At 60.5% G+C, this 24,246-nt stretch carries 19 protein-coding genes; 12 read left to right on the plus strand and 7 right to left on the minus strand.

Features of this window, described 5'->3' with window-relative positions; all coding sequences use genetic code 11:
* Nucleotides 1-4: 4 nt before the first annotated feature.
* Nucleotides 5-520, minus strand: coding sequence for a chemotaxis protein CheY (locus tag E4P01_RS27365; protein ID WP_078821812.1), 516 nt, complete (start codon nucleotides 518-520; stop codon nucleotides 5-7).
* A 208-nt stretch (nucleotides 521-728) separates the two neighbouring features.
* Here E4P01_RS27365 and E4P01_RS27370 point away from each other — a divergent pair, with 208 nt between their 5' ends.
* The 12 genes from E4P01_RS27370 (at nucleotide 729) to E4P01_RS27425 (ending at nucleotide 16,919) form a co-directional block, all read left to right on the plus strand.
* Nucleotides 729-1,412 (plus strand): molecular chaperone, encoded by a 684-nt coding sequence (locus E4P01_RS27370; protein WP_248130201.1) that lies wholly within the window; start codon nucleotides 729-731, stop codon nucleotides 1,410-1,412.
* 22 nt (nucleotides 1,413-1,434) lie between these two features.
* Complete coding sequence (locus E4P01_RS27375) at nucleotides 1,435-2,421, plus strand: fimbrial protein (RefSeq protein WP_216091799.1); 987 nt, start codon at nucleotides 1,435-1,437, stop codon at nucleotides 2,419-2,421.
* Between the two features lie 56 nt (nucleotides 2,422-2,477).
* Nucleotides 2,478-5,273: an ATP-binding protein gene (locus E4P01_RS27380; RefSeq protein WP_078821815.1), complete on the plus strand. Its 2,796-nt coding sequence runs from the start codon at nucleotides 2,478-2,480 to the stop codon at nucleotides 5,271-5,273.
* Nucleotides 5,260-6,453 carry an EAL domain-containing protein gene (locus E4P01_RS27385; RefSeq protein ID WP_216091800.1) on the plus strand — a complete coding sequence of 398 codons (1,194 nt, stop codon included), beginning with the start codon at nucleotides 5,260-5,262 and terminating at the stop codon, nucleotides 6,451-6,453. The genes E4P01_RS27380 and E4P01_RS27385 overlap by 14 nt, the downstream gene beginning before the upstream one ends.
* An 83-nt stretch (nucleotides 6,454-6,536) precedes the next feature.
* Entirely contained in the window at nucleotides 6,537-9,686 is a 3,150-nt protein-coding gene (locus tag E4P01_RS27390; RefSeq protein WP_216091801.1) for a hybrid sensor histidine kinase/response regulator, read from the plus strand.
* A 23-nt stretch (nucleotides 9,687-9,709) separates the two neighbouring features.
* On the plus strand, nucleotides 9,710-10,357 hold the full coding sequence (locus E4P01_RS27395; RefSeq protein WP_078821818.1) for a response regulator: 648 nt from the start codon (nucleotides 9,710-9,712) through the stop codon (nucleotides 10,355-10,357).
* Nucleotides 10,358-10,549: 192 nt separating this feature from the next.
* Nucleotides 10,550-11,152, plus strand: a complete 603-nt coding sequence (locus tag E4P01_RS27400; RefSeq protein WP_078821819.1) for a fimbrial protein — start codon at nucleotides 10,550-10,552, stop codon at nucleotides 11,150-11,152.
* 76 nt (nucleotides 11,153-11,228) lie between these two features.
* Nucleotides 11,229-11,969 carry a molecular chaperone gene (locus E4P01_RS27405; protein WP_078821820.1) on the plus strand — a complete coding sequence of 247 codons (741 nt, stop codon included), beginning with the start codon at nucleotides 11,229-11,231 and terminating at the stop codon, nucleotides 11,967-11,969.
* 85 nt (nucleotides 11,970-12,054) lie between these two features.
* Nucleotides 12,055-14,565, plus strand: a complete 2,511-nt coding sequence (locus E4P01_RS27410) for a fimbria/pilus outer membrane usher protein (protein WP_078821821.1) — start codon at nucleotides 12,055-12,057, stop codon at nucleotides 14,563-14,565.
* Between the two features lie 59 nt (nucleotides 14,566-14,624).
* Entirely contained in the window at nucleotides 14,625-15,461 is an 837-nt protein-coding gene (locus E4P01_RS27415; RefSeq protein ID WP_216091802.1) for an HAD family acid phosphatase, read from the plus strand.
* A gap of 241 nt (nucleotides 15,462-15,702) precedes the next feature.
* Nucleotides 15,703-16,260 (plus strand): helix-turn-helix transcriptional regulator, encoded by a 558-nt coding sequence (locus E4P01_RS27420; protein WP_122733824.1) that lies wholly within the window; start codon nucleotides 15,703-15,705, stop codon nucleotides 16,258-16,260.
* A gap of 86 nt (nucleotides 16,261-16,346) precedes the next feature.
* Nucleotides 16,347-16,919, plus strand: a complete 573-nt coding sequence (locus E4P01_RS27425) for an HD domain-containing protein (protein WP_005789605.1) — start codon at nucleotides 16,347-16,349, stop codon at nucleotides 16,917-16,919.
* Between the two features lie 9 nt (nucleotides 16,920-16,928).
* Here E4P01_RS27425 and E4P01_RS27430 read toward each other — a convergent pair whose 3' ends face one another.
* From E4P01_RS27430 to E4P01_RS27455, 6 genes are read right to left on the minus strand one after another with little or no spacing between them, the layout of a single operon-like run.
* On the minus strand, nucleotides 16,929-17,351 hold the full coding sequence (locus E4P01_RS27430) for a RidA family protein (RefSeq protein ID WP_005789607.1): 423 nt from the start codon (nucleotides 17,349-17,351) through the stop codon (nucleotides 16,929-16,931).
* A gap of 11 nt (nucleotides 17,352-17,362) precedes the next feature.
* Nucleotides 17,363-18,946 (minus strand): FAD-dependent oxidoreductase, encoded by a 1,584-nt coding sequence (locus tag E4P01_RS27435; protein WP_216091803.1) that lies wholly within the window; start codon nucleotides 18,944-18,946, stop codon nucleotides 17,363-17,365.
* A gap of 10 nt (nucleotides 18,947-18,956) precedes the next feature.
* Entirely contained in the window at nucleotides 18,957-19,880 is a 924-nt protein-coding gene (locus tag E4P01_RS27440) for an ABC transporter substrate-binding protein (RefSeq protein ID WP_216091804.1), read from the minus strand.
* 18 nt (nucleotides 19,881-19,898) lie between these two features.
* Complete coding sequence (locus E4P01_RS27445; RefSeq protein ID WP_216091805.1) at nucleotides 19,899-20,672, minus strand: amino acid ABC transporter ATP-binding protein; 774 nt, start codon at nucleotides 20,670-20,672, stop codon at nucleotides 19,899-19,901.
* The gene (locus tag E4P01_RS27450) at nucleotides 20,665-21,636 is read right to left on the minus strand and encodes an amino acid ABC transporter permease (RefSeq protein WP_078821826.1); all 972 of its coding nucleotides are present in this window, start codon (nucleotides 21,634-21,636) and stop codon (nucleotides 20,665-20,667) included. The genes E4P01_RS27445 and E4P01_RS27450 overlap by 8 nt, the downstream gene beginning before the upstream one ends.
* A 19-nt stretch (nucleotides 21,637-21,655) precedes the next feature.
* A complete protein-coding gene (locus E4P01_RS27455) occupies nucleotides 21,656-24,049 on the minus strand; it encodes a TonB-dependent receptor (protein WP_216091806.1) in 2,394 nt (797 codons plus the stop codon).
* Nucleotides 24,050-24,246 lie beyond the last annotated feature (197 nt).

Consider the following 24,246-nt stretch of genomic DNA (forward strand, 5'->3'; position numbering starts at 1 on the left):
ACGATCAGCGCTTGGGAAACAACCCCACGGCACATGCCACCACAGTCGGGTCGCCCTGGTAGACCGCCCGCGGGCTCATCGAAGGCTGGGGCGACCGGCCGTCCACGGTGCGCAGTATCGGCCGCTCAACGGTCGGGGAACTGTGCGCCGGATCGACAATTTCCATGCAGCGACGCAGGGAGTTGAAGTCGGGCGATTGTGACAACGACAGGTGCAGGGTCTGGTTCACCGACACCACCGAGCTCTGCGCGCATTGCCCGTCATAAATCAGTGTGTGGCGAATCAGCGGGTTGTCATGGCAGTACTTCAACAGGTTGACCTGCCGCGAGTGCACCAGTGCTGTGTTGATGATCAGCAGGTCGAACGCCACACCTCCCGAGCAGGTCAACGCCTGCAGTTCGTCGAACGAGCTCAACGGGGCGATGCGGTGATAACCCAACTGGTTGAGCATTTTCTCGATCTTGAGCCGTTGCAGAAGGTCTACATCGGCAATTAGAAGGCGTAACGCTTTATTGGGCATAGGGTAAACCTGACAGTTAAGCAGCAACGTCGATCATTCAACGGTGAACACGTTAACTGTTAGCCCCGGGCAAGACTTTAAGGCGATTCTGAAAGGGTCATCGGTGGGCAGGCACATACTTTTAAGAATCGCCTGAAAGCCCTTGCAGCAAACTCCCTCTACCCTGGCATGCACCACCAAACACTCCCATGGAATTTCAGTTGTGCTGATGTCATCCCTCAGAATGCTGCTGATCGTCAGTATGCTGCTGGCCCTTACACCGCCCGCCCACGCCGCACTAAAAATCGAAGGCACACGCCTGATTTACTTCGGTCATGACAAGGCGGCCAGTATTGGTGTAGTCAACCAGGCACAACGCAAAGTGCTGGTGCAAACCTGGATCACCGGCGAAGACGAAGCGGCAAGCGCCAATGTGCCCTTCGCCGTCACCGAACCACTGGTGCAACTGGCTGCCGGAGAGCATCACCAACTGCGCATTCTGTATGCCGGTGAAGGCTTGCCCACGGATCGCGAATCACTGTTCTGGCTCAACATCATGGAAGTCCCGCTCAAGTCGGAAGACCCTAACAGCATGCAGTTTGCGATACGCCAACGGCTCAAGCTGTTTTATCGACCGCCTACGCTCCAGGGCGGCTCGGCCGAGGCAGTACAACAGTTAGTCTGGCGCAGCGACGACGGGCGCACTCTCACGGTCAGCAATCCCAGCGCATTCCACCTTTCGCTGATAAACCTGCAAACCGACAGCCAGGCGCTCAGCGATTACCTTCTGCTCAAACCCTACGAGAGCAAAACCTTGAGTGCTCCAGGCCCCTTGCCGAAAGGCGCCAGCCTCCACTTCACCGAAATCAACGACATCGGCTTGCAGTCCCCCCGTAGCGCGGTACTCAAGTGATCGATCACGGAGTGTTTCACCTATGTCACTGACTAAACGTTTTCTGCCGCTACTGTTGTGGGCCGGCGTATTATTACCCGCTACCAGCCACGCGCTGGCCTGCCGTGAAGCCGGTACCGACTCGATCATCACCAAAGAAGCTCTAGGCATTGTGACGGCGGTCGCACCCGATGCACCCGACGGCACTATCATCTGGGAATCCGACACACGTAGCATCGAAGTCATCTGCAAGGACGACCAAAAGTATGGGAACGAACACGTGTATTTTTACGTCAATCCAGACAGCGCCGACGTCGGTCAGGGCATCCGCGTAGGCATCCGCTATAAGGATCGAAAGATCACCCAAAGCATCGGCGCGGCCGCTACCGGTGAGTTTTCCGTGGCTTGCATGAAATTTACATATATCCCGGATATATGCGGCGACTCAAAATTCACCCTCAGATTTAGCGTATTCATCGAGAAGTTCGGCACCACCCCGCCAAACGGCCAGGCCAGTACGTTAAGCTCGTACCACGTATTCCAACTGGACGGCGAGCGGGGGCTCAACGGCATCGCCAATAGCAACCTCAACTACGTGCTCACCGGCCTGAATCGTATCCGCTTCGTGCCATGCTCCCCCGAGCTGACCATCAGCCCCAGCGAGGTCAACTTCCCTAAGCCGTCGCAAAAAGCATCGATTGGTCAAGTCGCCAGCAGCGCAAACTTCCGTTTGAACCTACGCAAAGATTGCGACACGCCCTACACCATCAATGCGCGCTTCGCCACCACACCGGGCGGCGGCACCGTCATCAATAATTTGTTGGTGCCGAGCAACAACAGCTCGGTGGGCATCTCGTTATCTCGTGCCGATAGCCAACAAGCACTGCCTTTCAACGCCTGGTTCACGCTACAGACATTGATGGGGCAGGGTCAGAGCAGCGATGAGTTCCGCGCGGACCTGAAGTGGCGCACCACGCCGATCCCCGGTGCATTCGACGCCGCAGTGGTGGTGGATATGTCTTACAAGTAGGCGCCTTTAAGGATCGTCTTATGCAATGAAAAAAGGCCTGCGCTTAAAGTCCTCCTATGCGAATAAAAAATTACCTGCCCCAGATCAACCCGGTCCTTTCGCGACCCGAAGCAGCCAGAAGGCTGCTTCGTATTTTTGCGACCGTGTTGCTCGTCGGCATCCTGAGTGGGGTTTATACCTTCCTGTTGTCGACGTTCAACAACGATATTTCCCAGCGGCGCGGCTACATGAGCAGCGCCATCGCCGAAGCCCATACGTTTTTTACCAACCGCAAAGCCCTGCTCGAAAGCCTGAGTCTATCGGCGGTGCGCAAACAGTCAGGGGGTTACGCGCCCCCTGCGCAAGAAAAACACTTGCAAGTGGGTGAAATCCCGGGAAACCAGTGGAGCATCTGGCTGCCCCCCCGTATGCGCGACTACCTCGAGGCCAAGCAGCTCAACCTGCTCTACGTGAACACCGACCCCATCCCGCAGGTGACGCGACTGTATGATACGAGTGCGCAGGTGCTGCCAATCAGCAAGCCTATGCTCGAACGTCTCAAGGCCCTACAGAACGCCCCTGGCAGGCTCAACACGTTGTGGCTGAGCGACAACACCGATCACCACTCACAGCTCTACCTCTTCATTCGCCTGGATGAGCGCGATGTCGAGTCCGGATGGCTGGGCCTGGAGATGGAAAGCCGCAAGGTCTCCTCATCCCTCAGCGACCAGAGCGCCGGCGAGTTCATGATGCTCAATTCCCAGGGCATGCTGATATTCACCAACAGCAATGACACACAGCTGAGCCAACAACACCTCAAGCCCAAGGAGGACAGCTTTTTCGGCTTTGTCGGTAACGGTTTCCTGCCCGACCACCTGGTAATCCGAAAGCACCTGAAGTCCTCAGACTGGCAACTGATGTACTCCATCGACCTGCGTGACGTGGTCACTGGCCTGTGGAAACAGTTGCTCGGCTCGCTGCTGTTCTGCCTGCTCAGCCTGACCCTGATCTGGCTGGTGATGCGCCGGGTCGACCAGCGCCTCATCATTCCGGCGAGCCACCGCATTCAGGCGTTGATCGAGAGCGAGGCGTTCGGCCGCGATGTGATCCAGACCGCCCCCGTCGCGCTCTGCGTACTGCGCCGCACTGACGGCCAGGTGGTGCTGGAAAACACCCTGGCCCAGCAATGGCTGGGCAACGGCCCCGAACTCGAAGCATTGCGCGCCGGCTGGATCGAGCAGGCCTTCACCGGCGAGTTGTCTGAACGCAGCGACTACTTTGAGACCGTCGACGGTCGCCACCTGTATCTGAGCAGCGCGCCTACCCGCTACAGGGGTGAGGACGTGCTGTTCTGCGCCTTCAGCGATATCAGCGCGCGCAAGCAAGTCGAGGCGGCGCTGGAGGAAGCCCGGCAGTTGGCGGATGCCGCCAACGCGGCCAAGACCCTGTTCCTGGCGACCATGAGCCATGAAATCCGTACGCCGCTGTACGGCGTGCTCGGTACCCTGGAACTGCTCGCACGCACGCAACTGGACGCCCAACAAAAGGACTACCTGCGCACCATCGAGGGTTCATCGGCGACCTTACTGCAACTGATTTGCGATGTGCTGGATGTGTCGAAGATTGAGGCTGGGCAGTTGGCACTGGAGTTGAGCGAGTTTTCGACGCTGGACCTGGTTCACGAAATCATCCAAGGCTATGCCGCAGCCGCCCAAGCTAAAGGCCTGCAACTGTATGCCTGCTTAGACCCAACGCTGCCTGAACGGCTGATCGGCGATGTGACGCGCATCCGCCAAATTCTCAATAACCTGCTCAACAACGCGGTGAAGTTCACCGATCATGGGCGCGTGGTGCTGCGAGTCAAAGTGCTCGGCCGTGACGGCGAGCGCTCGAGCCTGTTATGGCAGGTCTCGGACACCGGCAAAGGCATTGCCCAGGAAGATCAGATAAGGATTTTCGAGCCGTTTTACCAAAGCGAAGGCAACACCAACGTGGTCGCCGGCACAGGCCTGGGCTTGCCAATCTGCCAGCGCCTGACCGAGTTGATGAACGGCAATATTCGGATGGTCAGCGAACTGGGCCTGGGCAGCAGTTTCAGCCTGATTCTGCCGCTGGAAGAAGCGTCTCCCCCGCCGAAGAGACCCCTGTTGGCCGAAACCATTTACGTGGTCTCGCCCATCCCTGAATTGGCGCATTCCATCAGCGGTTGGCTACGCCGTTGGGGCGCCAGAGCCCAGGCGGGTCTGCCAACGTTGCCGGATAGTCATCTGTTGCTGCAAGTGCATCTGGAGAGCGTTGATCCGTTACTGGTGCCCGAATGGCCGGGCCCCGTGATCCATGTCAGCAGCAATGCCAGCAGCGTACCAGAAGCGGAAGACAATGCCTGGCACGTCAACCTCAACCACCTCAGCGCAATTTATCAAGCGGTGAGCCAGGCCCAGGGGCTATGGGTGGCCCGCGCCGGAGAACAGACGCGACAACGTGACCTGCACAAACTCAACCTGCACCTGCTGGTGGCCGAGGACAACATCATCAACCAGCTGATTTTGCGTGACCAACTCGAAGAACTCGGCTGCACCGTCGAACTGGCGGCCGATGGTCAGGATGCATTGCAGCTGTACACCGCCAGCAACTTCGACGTGGTGTTGACGGACGTGAACATGCCCCACATCAACGGCTATGAACTGGCGCGTGAGCTGCGGCGCCAGGGCTGTCCGTTGCCAATTATCGGGGCCACCGCCAACGCCATGCGCGGCGAGGCCGACCTGTGCCTGGCCGCCGGCATGAACCATTGCCTGGTCAAACCCTTTGCGTTGCGTGCTCTATTCAACTCCCTGGCGCCTTATGCACGGATCACCCATGAAGCCCCTTAGTATTTTGATTGTCGAAGATCATCCCCTGCAGTATATCTACCTGCAGAACCTGCTCAGCGAGTTGGGGGATTTCCTGCTCGAAACCGCCGAGGATGGCAAAGAAGCGCTGGAGCGCCTGCGCCAGCGGGACTTCGACCTGGTACTGACCGACCTGCTGATGCCCGGCATGGACGGCGTGCAGTTTATCCAGTGCCTGGCCAGCCTGCGCTGCAAGCCGGCGCTGGCGATCATGAGTGCGGCGTCACGGCGCATGCTGATGGCGGCCAGCCTGGTGGCGAAAAACCTCGATGTGGAAGTGATTGGCCTGATTTCCAAACCCGTGAACGCCGATGCGTTGCGCACCCTGGTCGACCAGCTCAGAAACAAAGTGCGCAAGCCCTCCCCCGAATTGCCCGAGCACATGGACATCGACCGTCATACGCTGGTGCAGGCCATGAGCAGCGGCGAGTTCCAGGCCTGGTTCCAGCCGAAAAAATCCCTGGCCAACGGCCGTATTGTCGCCGCCGAAGCCCTGGTGCGCTGGATGCACCCCGAGCGAGGCATGATGCTGCCCGCCGCGTTCCTGCCGGCGATCAAGGCGTTCGAACTGGAGGAGCGGCTGTTGTGGCTGGTGCTCAAGCAAGCGATCCACGCCCAGGAACACTGGCGCCAGCGCGGCTATGAAATTCCGGTGTCGATCAACCTGCCGACCCACTTGCTCAACAGCCATGACCTGGCAGACCGTTTGCTGGAGTTCGTGCTGCACCACGATGGTATCCCGGGAATGATCTGCTTCGAGTTGATGGAGTGCTCGGTGCCGCAGTACATCAGTAACTTCTACGCTGGCGCTTGCCGCCTGCGCATCAAAGGCTTCGGCCTGTCCCAGGATGACTTCGGCAAGGGCTACAGCTCGTACTTGAACCTGGTCTCCACACCGTTTACCGAATTGAAGATCGACCAGGCCTTGGTGCAGGGCAGCCACGACAACGAAGGCATTGCCCAAGCACTGGCGAGCATCATCGCACTGGGTCGCAAACTCGGCCTGACCGTAGTTGCCGAGGGCGTAGAGACACCGGAGCAACTGGCCCTGTTGCGCAAAATCGACTGCAATCAGGTGCAGGGATTCCTGATCTCCCGCGCCGTATCCTCTGAACATTTTCAACAACTTCTGAGCAATGATGGCCCCGCTACATCTCACTGACTGGCAGACACGCGAAATCTGTTCAATAGTTAAGGATAAACGGCACCCAATGCCGTTTCATCCTGCACCTGCGGAACCCCATAATGAAGCACAACACGACAGACCTCGAAGTCATCACTCGCAGTCCATGGCGCCTGAACAAAGGCCTGATGATGCTCCTCGGGATCACGCTGATGCTAGTCATGACCAACTATTGGTCACTGCAATGGGAGATCAATTCTCACTATAGCGCCGCACGCATTCAATTCGCGCGCCTGATGGAAAACCTTGCAGGACAGGAATCATACCTCAGGGGCCTGACGCACACGGGTATACAGGCCGAAATATTGCACCCCATAAACGTCTCGGTCAGCCTGGAAAGTCGCATGAACGACACAAATCGCACCCTCTACGAAGGTTTGAAGTATTCGTTTTCGGTGCCGTTTAACGTCAATATCGATGAACAACAGGTCAGCGCCACCGCCAAATCGCAGATTTTTGCCTTAGGCGCGAACCTGACGAGCTACTTCAGCGCCTTCTGGTCCCCATCGTCGTACGAGGCACCGCAAACCTTTCTGATCAATCGACAGAAGCACTACGCCCTCTCCATACCGTCGGTGGGCTACCTACGTCGGAAAACCATCGAGGAAATCGGCAACCCGATAGCACTGCTCAACGCAGTGGAACAAATTCTTGAGCAGGCGCCGCACGCGCTGGAAGACAATCGCGTGTACTGGCGGGCGGGGCCCATTCCCGAGCATCTAATGGCCTACATCGGCCTGCCACTCGGCGGCCAGGGCCCGGTGGTGGTCGGCACCCTGGTAGACGCGACTCCGATCAGCGATGTACTGCAACCCCAGGAACACTCGGTGATTGATCGCTTCACCCTGATTGCACCCGACGGCACCCAGTTGGTCGGCCCAGAGGCCAGGGCATCGCTCAGCGATGGCGTGCATTTCACCACAGACGGGATTGAATTCAAGATTACCCAGCCGGGCGACCATCCCTGGATCGCGATCTATGGCCTGAACTACTCGCACTTATTTCACGCGACCTTAAGCCCGCTGAGCACCCTAACCCTGCTCCTCGCGAGCCTGCTCCCTCTGGGCTGGGCCGGCAGCCGCTGGTACCGGCGCCAAGTCATTACGCCGGCTCGCCTGGCCCATGAACAGATTGCCGAGAGCCTGGAGTTCAGTCGCGTGATCATCGACACCGCCCCCATCGGCTTATGCCTGATACGGCGCAGCGACGGCAAGCTGTTGATCGAGAACCAACGCGCCAAGCTGTGGCCGGGCTCCGCGCGCCTGGCAGCCGCCCTGGCCGGTGTGCATGACAACAGCGAGAACGGCGAGACATACCTGGAGATCGAAGGCCGGCACCTGCAAATCGGTTACGTGTCCACCCGATATCAGGCCGAAGACGTGCGCTTGTATGCGTTCAACGACATCACTCGGCATATCGACGACGCCCAGGCATTGAAAGCCGCCGATGCCGCCAACGAGGCCAAAACGCTGTTCCTGGCGACCATGAGTCATGAAATTCGCACCCCGCTGTATGGCGTACTCGGCACTCTGGAGTTGCTCGGCCTGACCGACCTCAACTCATACCAGAAAACTTACCTGCATACGATCCAGCGGTCATCCGCCACACTTTTCCAACTGATCAGCGACGTATTGGACGTGTCGAAAATCGAGTCAGGGCAAATGGCGATTGAAGCCGTGGAGTTCTGCCCGCTGGACATACTCGAAGACACGCTGCACACCTACGCCGCCTTCGCCCAACGCAAGGGCTTGCAACTCTATAGCAACATCGACCCGACGCTGCCTGACTGCGTAATGGGCGACCCGATGCGCATCCGCCAGATCCTCAACAACCTGGTAAGTAACGCCCTCAAGTTCACTGACATCGGGCGTGTGGTGATCCGCACCAGGGTCACCGCGCACGATGCCGAGCATGTCAACCTGGAATGGCAAGTCACCGACACCGGCGTGGGCATCTGCGAGGCGCAGCAGATCAAGCTGTTCGACCTGTTTTACCAGTCACCGGACATCGCCAGCAAAGGCGGTGCAGGGCTGGGGTTACCGATTTGCCGCTGGCTGGCGCAGATGATGGGCGGCGAGATCAAGGTGGTCAGTGAGCCCGGCCTGGGCAGCAGTTTTAGCCTGAAGATACGCCTGCCGCTGTGCCACGGCACGCTGACCAACCCGCCGCTGATCGAACCCAGTGAAACACCTGTGTACGTGCAGGCGCCAGTGGGCGAGTTGGCGCAGTCGCTGTGTGACTGGCTCAATCGCCTGGGCATAGTGGCGTCCTTGGCGACGCCCACGCGGGAGCAGGACAACGGCCATGCGGTGCTGGTGGACCTGCTGCCCAACGAGCCCGCCCGGCCCTGGGCCGGCCAACGCGTACAATGCGTGCCAGGTGCGCGCACACCGCCGTTGCACACAGCACAGGGCTGGGTTGTGGATATGCACGACGTACGTACCATCGCCAGCATCGTGTCCTTGGCTCAACATGGCAAGCATGAACAACCAGCGGCAGCCCAGCCGCAAAGTATCGGGAAGCTCGGATTGCACATACTGGTGGCCGAGGACAATCCGGTCAATCAGGCGATCATCAAGGAGCAACTGGAAGCCCTCGGTTGCTCAGTGATCCTGACCGCCAACGGCGAGCAGGCGCTGCAGCAATGGCAACCGCAAGCTTTCGACCTGGTGTTGACCGACGTAAACATGCCCCTGATGAACGGCTATGAACTGACCAGTGCGCTCAGGTTGCATGACCCGCTGTTACCGATCATCGGCGTGACCGCCAATGCGATGCGCGAGGAGGGCCTGCGCTGCCTGGCGGTAGGCATGAATGCCTGGCTCGTCAAACCCTTGAGCCTGCAAACCTTGCGCGAACACTTGGCCAAGCTGTGTAAGGTCAAACCACCATCCGAGCAGTTCGACGACAGGGTGCAGCTGTCAGAGAAGATGCTCCCGCTGTTCATCAGCAGCATGCAGCAAGACTTACAACGTATCGGTGCAGCCCTGGCACAGCGCGATGCGCGCGCCCTTGGTCAACTGCTGCATTCGGCCGCCGGCGCCCTGGGTACCGCGCAGGCCTTCAACCTGGCCCAGGCCTGCATCGAACTGGAAACCGCGCTTAACCGCAGCAGCCTCAACACCACGCTTGAGCTCAAGGTGAAGGTTGTGATGCAGCGACTGTTGGCCATCCTGGAAACCCTCCAGCCCGGGCAAACTTCCCTCACTTGAACTGGCATTACGGACGGCCCTTTATGAAAAAATTCAATGTAGTTATCGCGGACGATCACCCGATCGTGCTGCTCGGGGTACGCGAAATGGTAGAGCGCGATACACGCTTTCAGGTCGTCGGCGAGGCCGTGTGTTCAGCGGGCCTGATCGAACTGTTGCAGCGCCAGGACGCCGACATCGTGATCACCGACTACAACATGCCGGGTGACTCGCCCTACGGCGATGGTCTGAAGCTGGTGGAGTACCTGAAACGGCATTTCCCGCAGGTGCAGATCCTGATCCTGACAATGATCTCCAACCACCTGATCCTCACTCGCCTGCAAGAGCTGGGCGTGATCGGCATCATCCAGAAAAGCCAGTTGCACACCGAGATTCAACTGGCACTCAAGGCCATTGCACAACAGAGCACGTATCGCAGCCTGGAGCCGCCCAAGACCTCGGTGATCGAGACCCTCACGGCCATCGACGAGCGCTTTACCAGCTTGTCGCCCAAAGAGTTCGAAATCCTGCGCTTATTTGTTTCCGGCATGAGCGTGAGTGATATTGCACGCAGCCAGAACCGTAGTTCAAAGACCATCAGCGCGCAAAAGATCTCGGCGATGCGCAAACTTGAAGTAAGCAGCGACCAAGACCTTCTCGCTTATTGCCTGGCGCGTAACGTTTTCAACTAACCCGCTCTTTGCAAGCCCTTCCTGGACAATGGCGTCCCCCCTACTTGCTGGGTTCCCCCTTTAAAGCCAACGCAAGTAAGACGCCAGTTTCGTCACTTATAAGAATCGTCTTATTCGCCCGCGCCGCGTCGCTGCTTATTCTTTGCTCGCAATTCAACAATCGCTTTTCAACTTACACTTACGGGCATCATCATGAAAAAGTTTTCCCTGGCTGTTATCGCCTCGGCGATTATCGCTGCCTCCGGCAGCACATTTGCTGCCGACCCAGCACCGAAACCGTCCATGGCTGGTAGCGGTAAAGTCACTTTCACTGGCGTGATCAACAACGACGCCTGCACGGTAGAGGGCGCCAAATCCGACCGTACCATTTCGGTCGACATGGGCAACGTTGCAATTAAAGACATGGGCACCGCAGAAAATCCAACTGCCGGCCGAGTGACAGCCAAAGATTTCAATCTGAACGTCAACTGCAACCAAGGCACCAAAGTCACCATGCTCTTCGAACCCAACAACGGCGGTTCGGGCCTGGTGAACGGCAAAAAGGTACTGGCGCTGAATCCAGGTACGGCCTCGGCGAAAAACGTCGGTATCGCTTTGCTCGACAGCAACGGCACCCTGATTGACCTCAGCTCGCCAGCCACCGCCCGTATCGAAAGCGACATGCACGGCAATGGCACTGCCGGCGGCGACGCGACCCTGAGCTTTGCGGCTGCCTACGTCACCACCGGTGCTGCCGGTGCGTCCACCGCCGGTCGCGGTGATGCCACTCTGCCGTTCATCCTGCAATACCAGTAACACCGGCGCTCTGTGCACCGAACGTGCGAGGCCATACGGCCTCGCCACTTTCTCTTAATTACACCGGATAACCCACATGCAGCCTCGTTCTATCGCCGCGTGTCTGGGGCTGTTGGGCATGCTTTTGGCTACCCAGGCCGCCGCCAGCATTTCACTGAACACCACCCGTCTCGTGTTCGATGGCGACCACAAAGAAGCCAATGTCACCGTACGCAACGGGAACCAGGAGGTTTTGATTCAATCTTGGGTGGACAGGAACGACGCTGATAGTAGCCCTGCGCCGTTTGCTGTCACGCCGCCAATAGCACGCATCTTTGTCAAGGAGCAGCAACTGCTGCGCATCCTGTATGAAGGCACCGGCATGCCCACGGACCGCGAGTCGGTGGTGTGGCTCAACGTGCAAGAAATCCCCAAGACCAGCGAAACTGAAAACTCCTTGCAGTTGGCCATCCGCCAGCGCATCAAGATTTTTTACCGCCCTGCCGGCCTAACCGGTAGTGCGCTGCAAGCCCCTGCGCAGCTTGAATGGACCCTGGTCAAACATGGCGTCCAGCACCTGTTGCGGGTGAAAAACCCGACGCTTTACCACGTGTCCATGGCCGACATCAAAGTACAGGCGCAACTGGCCAGTGACTCGACCATGATCGCGCCCGGCGAGGAAAAACAGTTCCCACTCAAAGCGCCGCCAGCGGCAGGTCCGGTTCAGCTGTCGTTTTCCAGCATCAATGACTACGGCGCTCAGAACCACTATACCGCGCCTCTGTCCGACGGCCCTTCGGCCCCCGTACGCGCCACTGAGTCGCTCCTCCAACACTAACTATTTTCTCTAACCCATAGGCTTACTCCATCGGCCTGTTTACGTACTCGCCTGCTCGCTGATCAGGGATGTCATAGGTCCTCGCATGTCTTTTAATCCCAGCAACAGTCCCGCGTGTGGCGCACTGAAGTTAAAGACGCTATCACTGGCGATCGCAGCCTGCCTGCCGGTTTTGGCGATGGCCGATGAGGCAGCGCAAACCTTCAACACCACATTCCTGCAAGGCTCGAAGTCATCGGTCGATTTGCAGCAGTTGCTCTCGGCCAACAGCGTGCTGCCGGGCAATTACCGCGTCGACCTTTACAGCAACGAAGTGCTGGTAGGCCGGCGCGATATCGACTTCAAGCGCGACCCGAAAAACGGCCGGATCGAAGCCTGCCTGACCCTCGACCTGCTCAAGCAACTGGGCGTCGACATGAAGCGCTTGCAGGCCGAGGGCAAACTCGACCCACAGCAGCCACAGGACTGCTACGCCCTCGCCGAGATGATCGAAGACGCCAGCGTGCGTTACGACAGCAGCCGCCTGCGCCTGATGGCGAGCATTCCGCAAGTGGCCATGCAGCGCGGCTTGCGCGGGTATGTCGACCCGCAGTTGTGGGACGAGGGCGTACCTGCCGCATTCATCAACTACCAGCTCAACAGCAGCCGCACTGCCGGAGACTATCAAACACGTATTGCCAATAACCTGGGCCTGCGCAACGGCATCAACCTGGGTGCCTGGCGCTTGCGTAACGAGTCGAACCTCAGTGGCGGCACCGGCCGCGCGAACACCTTCACCAGCAACCGCACCTACCTGCAGCACGACGTGACCGCTATCAAGGGCCAGTTCAGCGCCGGTGAGATTTTCTCCGACACCGACCTGTTCGACAGCGTGCGATATCGCGGCCTGAAACTGGCCTCCGATGACGGCATGCGTGCCGACAGCGAGCGCGGCTATGCGCCAGTGATTCGTGGCGTGGCACAGACGAATGCGAGGGTAGAAATCCGCCAGAACAACTACATCCTCTACACCGCCAACGTCGCGCCGGGCCCGTTCGAGATCAATGACATTTACCCGAGCGGCTCCAACGGCGACCTGGAAATCACCGTGATCGAAGCCGACGGCACGCGACGGGTGACGAGGCAGGCGTTTTCCAGCCTGCCAATTATGGTGCGTGAGGGCCAGCTCAAGTACAGCCTCTCAGTGGGCACGTTCAACAGCAATGCCGATGGCATGGCAACCCCGCGTTTTCTCAGCGGTACACTGGCCTATGGTCTGACCAGCAACCTCAGCGGCATCGTGGGTTTGCAAACCAGCGAGGACTACAATGCGTTGTCCATCGGCGCCGGCAAGAACACCTCGTTCGGTGCGTTCTCGCTGGATACCACCCATTCGTCCAGCAAGGCCCAGGGGCGAACCTCCCAGGGCAGCAGCGTGCGCGCCTTGTACGCCAAGACCTTCGCCGGCACCGATACCAACTTCACCCTGGCCGCCTATCGCTATTCCACCGAGGGCTATCGCACCCTCACCGACCATGTGGAAGACAGCAGCGAGGACGTGCGCGTGCGCACCGGCCACTCGAAAACCCGCACCGACCTGACTATCAACCAAAGCATCGGGCGCAACAGCGAGTTCGGCAGCCTGTATTTGACCGCCAGCGACCAGCGTTACTGGAACCGCGGCGGGTCAAAGAGTTTTTCAGCCGGCTACTCCAGCAACTGGGGCGACCTGAGCTACAACCTCGGCGTGACGCGCACTAAGCAAATCGTCACCTGGGGACAGCCCAGCAGCGACACACAAGTGAACCTGTCCATCTCGTTCCCGCTGGGCAAACAGGCTCGCGCGCCACGGGCATTCGTCACCACCAGCCACCAACGTGGCAACACCACCACCCAAGCGGGCATCAATGGCTACGTGGCCGACACCAGCGACACCTCCTATTCGGTGCAGGCCGGCCACAGTGACACCAGCGGCGACTCAGGTTCGGTGAACATCAACAGCCGCACCGCCGTGGCCGACGTCAGCCTCGGCTACAGCCAGGGCCAGGGCTATAACTCACAGAACTTCAACCTCGCAGGCTCGGTGGTGGCTCACGCGGGCGGCGTCAACCTGGGGCAGACGGTCAGCGAGACCTTCGCCCTGGCCGAAGTGCCAGGCGTCTCTGGGGCCAAGATCAGCAGCTACAGCGGGGTGGAGACCGGCTACAACGGCTATGCGGTGGTTCCCACTGCGCAACCCTACCGGGTCAACTGGATCAGCCTGGACACTCGCGACCTGGGTGGCGACGTGGAAATCACCAACGCCACCCAGCAGCTGGTGCCGCGCCGTGGCGCCATCGTGGTGGCGCATTACAGCGGCACCACCGGGCGGCGGGTGTTGTTTGAGTTGTTTGATGCACAGCATCAACCGCTGTCGTTTGGTGCCTCACTGGAAGACGCCAATGGCAAGCAGTTGGCGATTGCCGACCCCAATGGTAATGCCCTGGCACTGGTGGAAGAGGATCAGGGCACGCTGATCATCAAGTGGGGGGAACAGCGTTGTAGCGCGAGCTATGCGCTGGCACCACAGAACAAGGCGTTGAACTACGAGCGCCAGGCACTGGTGTGTACGCCTTGATTGTGCGGGGGAATGCGCTACTGTGCCGACCACGCACCCATCCTCCGCGAGATTTGCCCATGCGTAACCTGTTCCTTGCCAGTGCCTGCCTGCTGACCACCGCCCTGGCAGGCTGCCAGCAAACACCACCGGCTAACGACCAACTCGATGCAGTGCTCTGGACCCAGACGTCCATCGAGCACGAGATGATCTACCGCCAGCTCTTCGCCAACGCCACCCGCCAACTCGATGTAGCGCTGGCCGACCCCAACTGGGACGCACTGCCTTTGCCTGCGCGCAAGCTGACCGGTTTGCCACCGGCGGTGATCGTGGATATCGACGAGACCTTGCTGGACAACGTGCCGCTCAACGCTCGCGACATCGTCAACAATCAGGTCTATTCCTATGATCGCTGGAATACCTGGGTCGAGCAGGCCAAGGCCGAGGCACTGCCGGGTTCCGTGGCGTTCCTGCAAGCGGCCAGGCAAAAAGGCATCAAGGTGTATTACCTCACCAACCGCGAGCACAGCCAGGTCGCGGCCACCGCCAAAAACCTGCGTTTGCGCGGCTTTCCGATTGAGAGCGACGCACAGATCCTGGCGGCCAGCACCCCCACCGGCCACTGCGAAAGCGCGGGCTACGGCAAGCAGTGCCGCCGCCAGTGGGTCGCCAGCCGAGCACGCGTGCTGTTGATGGCGGGCGACTCGTTGGGCGATTTCGTGCAGGCCGAACACAACACCCTGGCTGCGCAGCGCAAGGCCGTCGAACCCTATGTGAACTGGCTGGGGCAGCGCTGGTTCCTGCTGCCCAACCCGAGCTACGGCAATTGGTACAGCGCGCCGTATGGGGATGATGAAACCTTACCGTTTGTCCAGAAGCGCAAGCTCAAGCAGCAGGCTTTGTTGTTGCAGCAATAAAGAGTAGCCATGTGGAAGGGGGCTTGCTCCCGATAGCAGTGGTTCAGTCAACACATGCAGTGACTGACAATCCGCTATCGGGAGCAAGCCCCCTCCCACATTGGATCTGCGTATCAGGAGCGATCAACACTTCAGCCCTGAGGCTTGGTGTGCCAACCCGAGGGCCGTTCATCCCACTCATTTGCACCGCTGCCCTCTTGTCATCACACTCGTCATCCACCCGTCGACTCAGGAATCGCAGATGCCTCACTCCTTGCTCAAGCCTGCCTTGCCCGGCGTTGCGCTGCGGCGATGGCGTTTGCTGCACCGCATCAAGCAAAGTCATACAGCGCAGTTGTTCAACGTCACGCAATCGACTATTTCGCGCTGGGAAAGTGGCGTACAAGCGATGGATCCGGCTGCGCACCAACAGCTTGAGCAGTTGTTGGCAGCCCGACTTGATGCAGCCGCCGATCAGGCATTGGCCCGGCTGGTCAGCGAGAGTTCGCAAGCGATGCACTTGGTGTGCGACCTGACGCACCGCCTGCTCGCGTGCTCGCCTTCCCGCGCACGCCAGTTCAGCAGCCCGCTCGCCGAGCTTATGGGCCAGTCGTTGTGGCGCTTCGCAACGCCGCAAATCCAGCTGATCGAAGCCAGCCTGGAGCATACCGGCTGGCGTGAAACCCAGGCACCACCGGCCCTTGAATTCACCACTGGAAGCAACGACTCCAATCTCGTGCCCATACGCCCAAGCCTGTGTCGCTGGACACGCATGACCCTGAGCGATGGCAGCGCAGCACGCCTGGTCGAGACACTCTGAAAGCCCACCGCGCATATTTTATGCGTGGACGATCTGCGCTCGCGCACCTAGGCTTACCTGCACAACCGACCTTGCGGGGCAGCATCATGGACATGGAAAAAATCAAAGGCCGTCTCGATTTTCTGCGCGAAGCGGAAAAACTCAAGGATGTGCTCAGAAGCGCCCACACGGCTTCGGGCCGCACTGAAAGCACGGCCGAACACAGTTGGCGCCTGTGTCTGATGGCGATGGTTTTCGCCGATCAATTGCCCGGCCTGGACCTGCTGAAAATCCTCAAGATGTGCGTTATCCATGATTTGGGCGAAGCCATCCACGGCGATATCCCGGCGGTCAGCCAGGCGGCCTTTCCCAACAAGGGCGAACAGGAGCGACTCGACCTGCTGCTGTTGGCGCAGTCCCTGGACAGCCCCCTGAAAGCCGAGATCCTGACGTTATGGGATGACTACGAGAACGCGCGCTCGCCGGAAGCAAAAGCCGTCAAGGCCATGGACAAACTGGAGACCCTGCTGCAGCACACCCAAGGGCTGAACCCGCCCGATTTCGATTACGCCTTCAACCTGGCCTACGGTAAAAAACACACAGATGCCGACCCCTTGTTCGAAGCGCTGCGGGCATTGATCGATCGGGCGACAGAGCAAAGGCTCCACGCCGCAGAGTGACGGGCGGCATCACACCGCCCGGGCAGCAATCGCCTCCACTTCCACCAACGCCCCCGGCAACGGCAGCGCCACCACTTGCAACGCGGTCCGCGCCGGTTTGTTCGGCTGCTCGGGCGTACCGAAGAACTGCGTATACCCCCGCTGCAACCCGGCAAAATCCAGCTTGCCGTCGGTTTCTTCCGCGCCGACCAGAAATACCCGCAACTGCACGATATCGCCCAGGTCCAGATCCTGCTGCTGGAGGATTTTGCGCAGTTTGTTGAACACTGAAACAGTCTGTACTTCGGTGTCGCCGTAAACCCCAGGCACATTCGGGTCGGCGAGATCGGGCAGCGTGCCGCTGACGAATATCAGACTGGCCGAGGCCGGCACGGTGACGGTTTGCGAGATGGGAAAATCGCCCACGCTGGTGCGTTGAATGCTGTCGCTCATGGTATTGCTCCTCAAGAGGCGGCCACAGCCGCAATCTGTCGTTGTTGAGTGATGCGCTCGGCCAGTTGCGCCACCACATGGCGCGCGGAGTTGGCCGCCGACTCCTGCCAGATGCCCACGCCACTTTGCACCAGGCCGTCGCCGGCAAAGTACACCCGGCCATGGGGCCGTTCCAGCAAGGCGTGGGCCTGGGCGGGGAAGTGTTCGCGTTGCAGCCACGGGCCTTCGCTGTAGGGGATCTGTTCCCAGGACACCGCCAGTGGATGACGCAAATGTTTGGAATAACCTGGATGCAACAGCTCTACGGCTTGTCGGGAGGCGGCGTGCTGCTGTTCGAGTGGCTGTGCGCCGAACACGTCGGCGCCCTCCCCGGTCACGTAACCGGCCACCAGCACGCCCTGGCGGGTGTTGAGGTCGTTGCTGGGGTACCACAGCAAGCGCGCCGGGTGCTCGACCCATGACAGGCCGCCATAGGTGCGGTAATCGGTTTCCCAGAAACGTGGGGATTGCCACGCCACCTTGGTCGCCTGGTCGCTGCGCGTGCTGAGCAAGGCGGCCTTGACCGGGTCGCTGAAGTCGCTGTCCAGCCTGGCCAGCAGGGGCAGCGGCAAGGTCGAGACCAGGTAATCGGCACGCACCACCTGTTCGCGGCCGCTGTGCTGGTCGTGATAGGTCACCGCCACGCCCTCCTCCAACTGACGGATCTGCCGCACCTGGGCGCCGAGTTGCACCTGCTCATGCACGCGTCGGTAGAGGGCGTCGGTGATGCGGTCCATGCCGCCCACCGGCTGGAACATGGTGGCTGAAAATTCCGGGAATTCGGTGTGCAACAAAGCGCCCCAGAGTTCCGGGTGCAGCAAGCGCTCCAACCCCAGCGGCTTGTGGCGGGCGGGCAAGGCGCCAGGGTGGGCGGCGGATTCAAGGTGCCCGGAACGCAGGGTGCCCTCGAAGGCCAGCTCCTGGGACAGGTCGCCATACACCTGCAGGAAACCCAGCAAGCGCGTGCGCTCTTCGCCACTCAGTAGATCATCGAGGGCGTCACGCTGCACCGCCTTGGCCAACAGCCCGGACAGGTGCCCACGGGTGTCGTTGAGCGCCTGGCCGACACTGAACGCCGGCTGCCTCAGGTCCGGCCGCACCTGAGCGCCATGGCTGCTGTTGACCAGCACTTCCAACGGCACGCCCAGCTCACTGCAATAGTCGAGGATCGTGCGGTGCTGGCTGGGAATGCGCGCCGGGCCGGCATTGAAATACTGGCCAGGATCAAACCCCACGGTTTGCAAGCGACCATCCTTGTAGTCCACGCGGTCGCCGTTGCGCAGGGTCCAGGTGCGACCACCCACGCGCTCACGGGCTTCCAGCACCTGCACGCTGAAGCCAGCGCGGCTCAGCTCCAGGGCCGTGACCAATCCGGCAATCCCGGCGCCCAGCACCAGCACGCGGGTGCCCTGCCCCAGGCCATCCTTGAGTTTCAGCGGTTGCGGTCGGCGGTGTGACGATGGGCCCAGCCCCAACACCGCCAGTGCATCCTTGACCGCCTTCTCACCGCCCACTGCGGCAATGCTCGACAGCGCTTCACGTCGTGTCAGTCCCATGTCGATGCTCCTAGTCCGGCAGGCCCGGTGGATTGATCAGCGACTTGTCGACGCGTTCGACATCCAGGCCCCAACGTTGCAGCACCTGCTCGTATTGCCCTCCGGCAATCGCGCCTTCCAAGGCAGTGTGGATCGGCTGGACCAGGCCGTTGTCCTTGCGCGTGGTCACGGCGATATCGGCCTGCAACGGCCACCCACCGTTGACAGTGCCGACGCGCTTGATGCCGCCGGTGATCGCCGCCGAATAGGCGTACACCGAGTTCGGCCCGAACAGCGCATCGCTGCGCCCTGACTGCACCGCCAGTTGCGCGGCGGCCTGGTCGTCGAAGTATTGCAACAGCGCAGGCTTGAGGCCGGCTTTTTCATTGGCCTCGTTCCAGGCCAGCAGGACCTTTTCCTGGTTGGTGCCGGAGCCGACGATGATCTTCAGCCCGGCAATGTCCGCCGCCTGCTGAATCGCGTTGATCTTGCTGGTGCTCTTGACGTAAAAGCCGAGCACATCCTGGCGGTAGGTGGCGAAGTCAAAACGCTTTTTACGTGCCTCGGTGACGGTGACGTTGCTGATCACCACGTCGTATTTGCCCGAGCTGACGCCCAGGGGCCAATCCTCCCAACTGGTCTGTACCACATTGAGTTGCAGGCCGAGGCTATCGGCGATCAGTTGTGCGGTATCGGCTTCGCTGCCGATGGTGGTCTTGTCGTCACTGGCGAGCAGTGCCAGGGGCGGCCCGGCCACGCCGGACACGGCCACGGTGAACTTGCCCGGCTGGGCGAACTTGAAGCCCGGCGGGATCTGCGCAATGGCCGCTTCATTGCGCGGCACATGGATGCGCGGGCGGTCGGGGCTGAGATCGACCTGTTGCACAGCGAAGGCGTATTGCGCGGTGCTGACGGCAAGCGCCAGCAAGGTCACGCGGGTGGTGTTGATGAACATGGGCACTCACTCCTTGAACTAAAGCACCTTGCCGAGAAAGGCCTGGGTGCGGGGATGGTGGGGTTGGCGCAGGATCTGTTCGGGCGGGCCTTCTTCGATCAGTTGACCGTCGCAAAGAAACACCACGTGGTCGGCCACTTCACGGGCAAAGCCGATCTCGTGGGTGACGATTACGAGGGTCACGCCCAGTCGGGTCAGGCCCTTGATCACGTCCAGCACCTCGCCTACCAGCTCAGGGTCGAGGGCCGAGGTGGGCTCGTCGAACAGCAGCACCTTGGGATCCAGCGCCAGGGCCCGGGCGATGGCGACGCGTTGTTGCTGACCACCGGAGAGCTGGCGCGGATAGGCGTCGGCCTTGTCCGCCAGGCCGACCTTGGCCAGCAACTCGGCAGCCTTGAAGTGCGCTTGTGCCTTGCTCCAGCGCTTGTGGGCCAACGGCGCTTCGGCGATGTTTTCCCACGCGGTGAGGTGCGGGAACAGGTTGAAGTTCTGGAATACAAAACCGACGTCGATGCGACGCTTGAGGATCTCGCGTTCCTTGAGTTCGAATAGCAGGTCGCCCTTGCGTCGATAGCCGACATATTCACCGTCGATGGTGATATGCCCGCTGTCGATTTTCTCCAGGTGGTTGATGGTGCGCAGCAGGGTGGACTTGCCCGAGCCGGACGGGCCGAGGATCACCGTGACCTTGCCGGGGTCGATAGTCAGGTCGATGTTATCGAGCACCTGCTGGTTGCCAAAGCGCTTGCCCACGCCCTGGATCTGGATGCGCCCGGCGCGTGCTTCAGCCATGGGACTTCTCCTTGAGCCACAGGCGCAGGCGCTGCAACGGCGTCGGCGGCAGCACCCGCGCGGTGCCGCGGGCAAAGTGACGCTCGACGTAGTACTGGGCGCTGGTGAGCACGGTGGTGATGATCAGGTACCACACAGTGGCCACGATCAGCAGCGGGATCACCGCCTGGGTGCGGTTGTAGATGACTTGCACGGTGTAGAACAGCTCGGGCAAGGCCAGCACGTAGACAATGGAAGTACCCTTGACCAGGCCGATGATTTCGTTGAACCCAGACGGTAAAATCGAACGCAGCGCCTGGGGCAGGATGATGCGGAAGATACGCCGCGAGGCCGGCAACCCCAGGGCCGCCGCCGCTTCATGCTGGCCGGCCTCCACACCGATCAGGCCACCGCGGATGATCTCTGCCGCGTAGGCGGCCTGCATCAGGCTCAAGCCAAGCACCGCCACGGTGAATTGACTGAGCACATCCACCGTCGACCACTCGGCGAACACCAGATCGGTGAACGGCACACCGAGCACGATGTGGTCGTACAGGTAGGCAAAGTTGTAGAGGATGATCAGCACCAGCAGCGCCGGCATCGAGCGGAAAAACCAGATATAGCCCCAGGCCAATGCGGCCAGCAACGGTGAGCCCGACAGCCGCGCCAACGCCAGCGCCGTGCCAAGGATGACGCTGAACACCGTGCTCAGCAGCGTCAGCAACAGCGTCTGCCCCAAGCCGCGCAGCACTGACGGCGAGAAGAACCACTGGCCGAACACCCCCCACTCCCACCGCGGGTTGGTGGCCAGGGAATGCACGATGGCCAGCAGCACCAGCGCGGCGAAGATCGACCCGGCCCAGCGCCAGGGATGCCGGGCGGGCACCACTTGCAGAGCCTTTATCGGCGTCGAGATACGGCGCTGACGCAGCGGTTGTACGCTGACCTCATCAAGCAGGTCGTAGGGTTTGGCGACAATGGGCATGTGCTATTCCTCGCAGGCCTTAGAAGGCGTAAGTCAGCCGGGTGTAGTAGTACCCACCGGTAAAACCGTAGGGCGAATAAGTGCCGTAGCTGGCAACCATGGTGCTGCTCGGCACCCCTTGTTTCTTGGGGTATTGGTCGAACAGGTTCTTGGCGCCGATGGCGATGTTCAGGTCTTTGGTGAGGTTGTAGCCAAGGTCGAGGTCGGTGATCCATTTGGCGCTGTAGACCCGGTCCAGGTCGCGGTTGGCCGATGAATTGACCTCCTTGTAGGAACCGTAGCGAGTCAGGGCCAGGCTGAGATTGAAGCGTTCGATGCTCCAGTCGCCACCAAGGATCAGCTTGGTATTGGGCTGCACGCCGGTGATCAGGTTGCGGGCCTCGCGATCCATCAGGTCATAAGGCCGGCCAAGGATGCTGGTGGACGCCTTGTAGTTCTGGATTCTGGTCTGGTTCCAGTTGAACGCAGCGGTCCACTTCAGCGCGCCGAACGCGCCCAGGTCCTGGTTGTAGCTGCTGACCAGGTCCAGGCCCTTGGTGCGGGTGTCGGCGCCGTTGATAAAATACTGGCCGCCGGAGGTGGAGTTGATGCCGTTGTTCTGCAGTACCTGGGTGACTTCAGGGCCAAGCAAGGTGCCGGTCAGGGTGATGCGGTCACGTAGATTGATCACGTAGGCATCGGCGGTGAAGCTCAGGCGGTCGGTGGGTGTAAGGGTGAAACCGAGGCTGAAGTTGGTGGAGCGTTCGGGCTTCAACTCTTCGGCGCCCAGCGCCTTGGCCGCCGCCGACCCCAACGGCAGCACGCCGTAATTGATCGACTGGTACACGCCGTCCACCACGCCATAGGTGGTGGAGCGCGCACTGAACAAACTGTTGGCCAGGGACGGCGCCCGAAAGCCATTGCTCACCGTGGCACGCACCGCGAACTGCGGCGTGAAGTCGTAGCGGGTGGTCAGCTTGCCGCTGCGGGTGGCACCCACGCCTTCGTTGTAATGCTCATAACGCAAAGCAGTGCCGACATACCAATCCGGCAAGGGGTTGAAGCCCACGTCCACATAACTGGCCAGGCTGTTGCGAGAAGCGCTGCTTTCTTCCTGCGGGGAAATACCGTTGGTGACCTGGGCTCCGGACGAGGCACAGTTACCCGGCGCCACGCAGTAGCCGCCGTTGGCATAAGACCCGTAGTCACCGGCCTGTACCTCGTAGGTATCGCGCCGATGCTCGAAGCCATAAGACAGGTCCAAGGGTTTTTGCAGGCCGATATCAAAGCCGCGCTTGAAGTCCAGGTTGGTGGTCAACTCGGTAGAAATCCAGGTGCCGGACGTGAAGCTGTTCGGCGTGGCCTCGCCCAGGGACGGGTTCTGGTTGTGGGTGGTGCCCTGCTCCGCTTCATTGCGCCCGTAAGTGGTGGACAGGTCCCAGTCCCACTCACCCAGGGTTCCCTTGCCGCCGAAGGCCGCCTGAAAATCGTCCTCGTCGATGTACCAGGTCGGGGTGTACCCGGCCGGATAGCCATTGGGCCCGGTGGTGATGGTGTTGGTGATGGTCGGCAGGCGGAAGTTCTGGCCCTGCTCGGCCTTGCGTCGCGAGTAGGTGGTGAAAGAGTACAGGCTGAGGCTGTCATCGATCGGCAGCTCGGCGTTGTAGCCCAGGGTCAGCAGGTTGGTCTTGGGCGTGCCGTAGCCGCCATAGGTGGACTTGCCTGCCAGGCCATACGCCTGCTCGTAGGTGTAGCCATTGGCGCTGGCCTTGTTGTCATCGTTCTGGCTACGCGCATCCAGAGCCAACTGCACGATGCCGCCGTTACCGATTTCGAAGCCCTTGTTGAGGCTTTGCTGCACCGTCTGTTTCTTCCCGTCGTAGCCAAGGCCGGTGTTGGTCACCGAAGTGCCGCTGGTGTCGGCCTTGAGGATCACGTTGATCACCCCGGCGATGGCATCGGAACCGTATTGGGCCGCGGCGCCATCGCGCAGGACTTCCACATGGTCGATGGCACTGATGGGGATCAGGTCCAGATCCGCCGGCGCCGCGCCAGTGTTGATGCCGTTGATATTCAAGGTGGCGCTGGTGTGGCGGCGCTTGCCGTTGACCAGCACCAGTACTTCGGCGGCGCTCAGGCCCCGCAGGTTCGGCGCCCGGGCAATGCCACTGGCGTCCCAGCCGGTTTTTTCCGGCAAGGTCAGCGACGGGATCACTGCGCTCAACGCCTCCATCAACCCGGGCTTGCCGGTGCTTTGCAGTTGCTTGGCGCTGACCACATCAATCGGCACCGGGCTGCTGGTGACCGTGCGCTGCTCGGCGCCACGGTTGCCGGTGACCACGACGGTGGACAGGGTGCTGTCGTCCTGGGCTTGCGTCGCTGCAGCCAGCAAGGACAACGTCAGGGCGGCGGTGGGTTGTAGAACGTGCTTCATATCCATTCCCGGCTTTTTCCAAATCGCGAAATCGAGCAGGCACGCGCCTGACGCGGCGTGACCGGTGTTCAAAAGGCGTTTCGGCTTGGGCTAGGTGTGGGGCAAGCGAGGGGTTTGAAGTGGCAACATACGTTGAGCTCCCGTCCAACGACTCTGCTGCGGGGGATAGTCACCCGGTCAGGCGCGCAGAATCTGAA

This window comes from Pseudomonas sp. NCIMB 10586, from assembly GCF_023127895.1.
Lineage (GTDB): Bacteria > Pseudomonadota > Gammaproteobacteria > Pseudomonadales > Pseudomonadaceae > Aquipseudomonas > Aquipseudomonas synxantha_A.

Coding starts and splice junctions, on each gene's coding strand:
- E4P01_RS27445 (WP_216091805.1), bottom strand. CDS start 20,672: ATGGCTGAAGCACGCGCCGGGCGCATCCAGATCCAGGGCGTGGGCAAG.
- E4P01_RS27410 (WP_078821821.1), top strand. CDS start 12,055: ATGTCTTTTAATCCCAGCAACAGTCCCGCGTGTGGCGCACTGAAGTTA.
- E4P01_RS27435 (WP_216091803.1), bottom strand. CDS start 18,946: ATGGGACTGACACGACGTGAAGCGCTGTCGAGCATTGCCGCAGTGGGC.
- E4P01_RS27380 (WP_078821815.1), top strand. CDS start 2,478: ATGCGAATAAAAAATTACCTGCCCCAGATCAACCCGGTCCTTTCGCGA.
- E4P01_RS27375 (WP_216091799.1), top strand. CDS start 1,435: ATGTCACTGACTAAACGTTTTCTGCCGCTACTGTTGTGGGCCGGCGTA.
- E4P01_RS27420 (WP_122733824.1), top strand. CDS start 15,703: ATGCCTCACTCCTTGCTCAAGCCTGCCTTGCCCGGCGTTGCGCTGCGG.
- E4P01_RS27385 (WP_216091800.1), top strand. CDS start 5,260: ATGAAGCCCCTTAGTATTTTGATTGTCGAAGATCATCCCCTGCAGTAT.
- E4P01_RS27405 (WP_078821820.1), top strand. CDS start 11,229: ATGCAGCCTCGTTCTATCGCCGCGTGTCTGGGGCTGTTGGGCATGCTT.
- E4P01_RS27395 (WP_078821818.1), top strand. CDS start 9,710: ATGAAAAAATTCAATGTAGTTATCGCGGACGATCACCCGATCGTGCTG.
- E4P01_RS27370 (WP_248130201.1), top strand. CDS start 729: ATGTCATCCCTCAGAATGCTGCTGATCGTCAGTATGCTGCTGGCCCTT.
- E4P01_RS27415 (WP_216091802.1), top strand. CDS start 14,625: ATGCGTAACCTGTTCCTTGCCAGTGCCTGCCTGCTGACCACCGCCCTG.
- E4P01_RS27425 (WP_005789605.1), top strand. CDS start 16,347: ATGGACATGGAAAAAATCAAAGGCCGTCTCGATTTTCTGCGCGAAGCG.
- E4P01_RS27455 (WP_216091806.1), bottom strand. CDS start 24,049: ATGAAGCACGTTCTACAACCCACCGCCGCCCTGACGTTGTCCTTGCTG.
- E4P01_RS27365 (WP_078821812.1), bottom strand. CDS start 520: ATGCCCAATAAAGCGTTACGCCTTCTAATTGCCGATGTAGACCTTCTG.
- E4P01_RS27390 (WP_216091801.1), top strand. CDS start 6,537: ATGAAGCACAACACGACAGACCTCGAAGTCATCACTCGCAGTCCATGG.
- E4P01_RS27400 (WP_078821819.1), top strand. CDS start 10,550: ATGAAAAAGTTTTCCCTGGCTGTTATCGCCTCGGCGATTATCGCTGCC.
- E4P01_RS27450 (WP_078821826.1), bottom strand. CDS start 21,636: ATGCCCATTGTCGCCAAACCCTACGACCTGCTTGATGAGGTCAGCGTA.
- E4P01_RS27440 (WP_216091804.1), bottom strand. CDS start 19,880: ATGTTCATCAACACCACCCGCGTGACCTTGCTGGCGCTTGCCGTCAGC.
- E4P01_RS27430 (WP_005789607.1), bottom strand. CDS start 17,351: ATGAGCGACAGCATTCAACGCACCAGCGTGGGCGATTTTCCCATCTCG.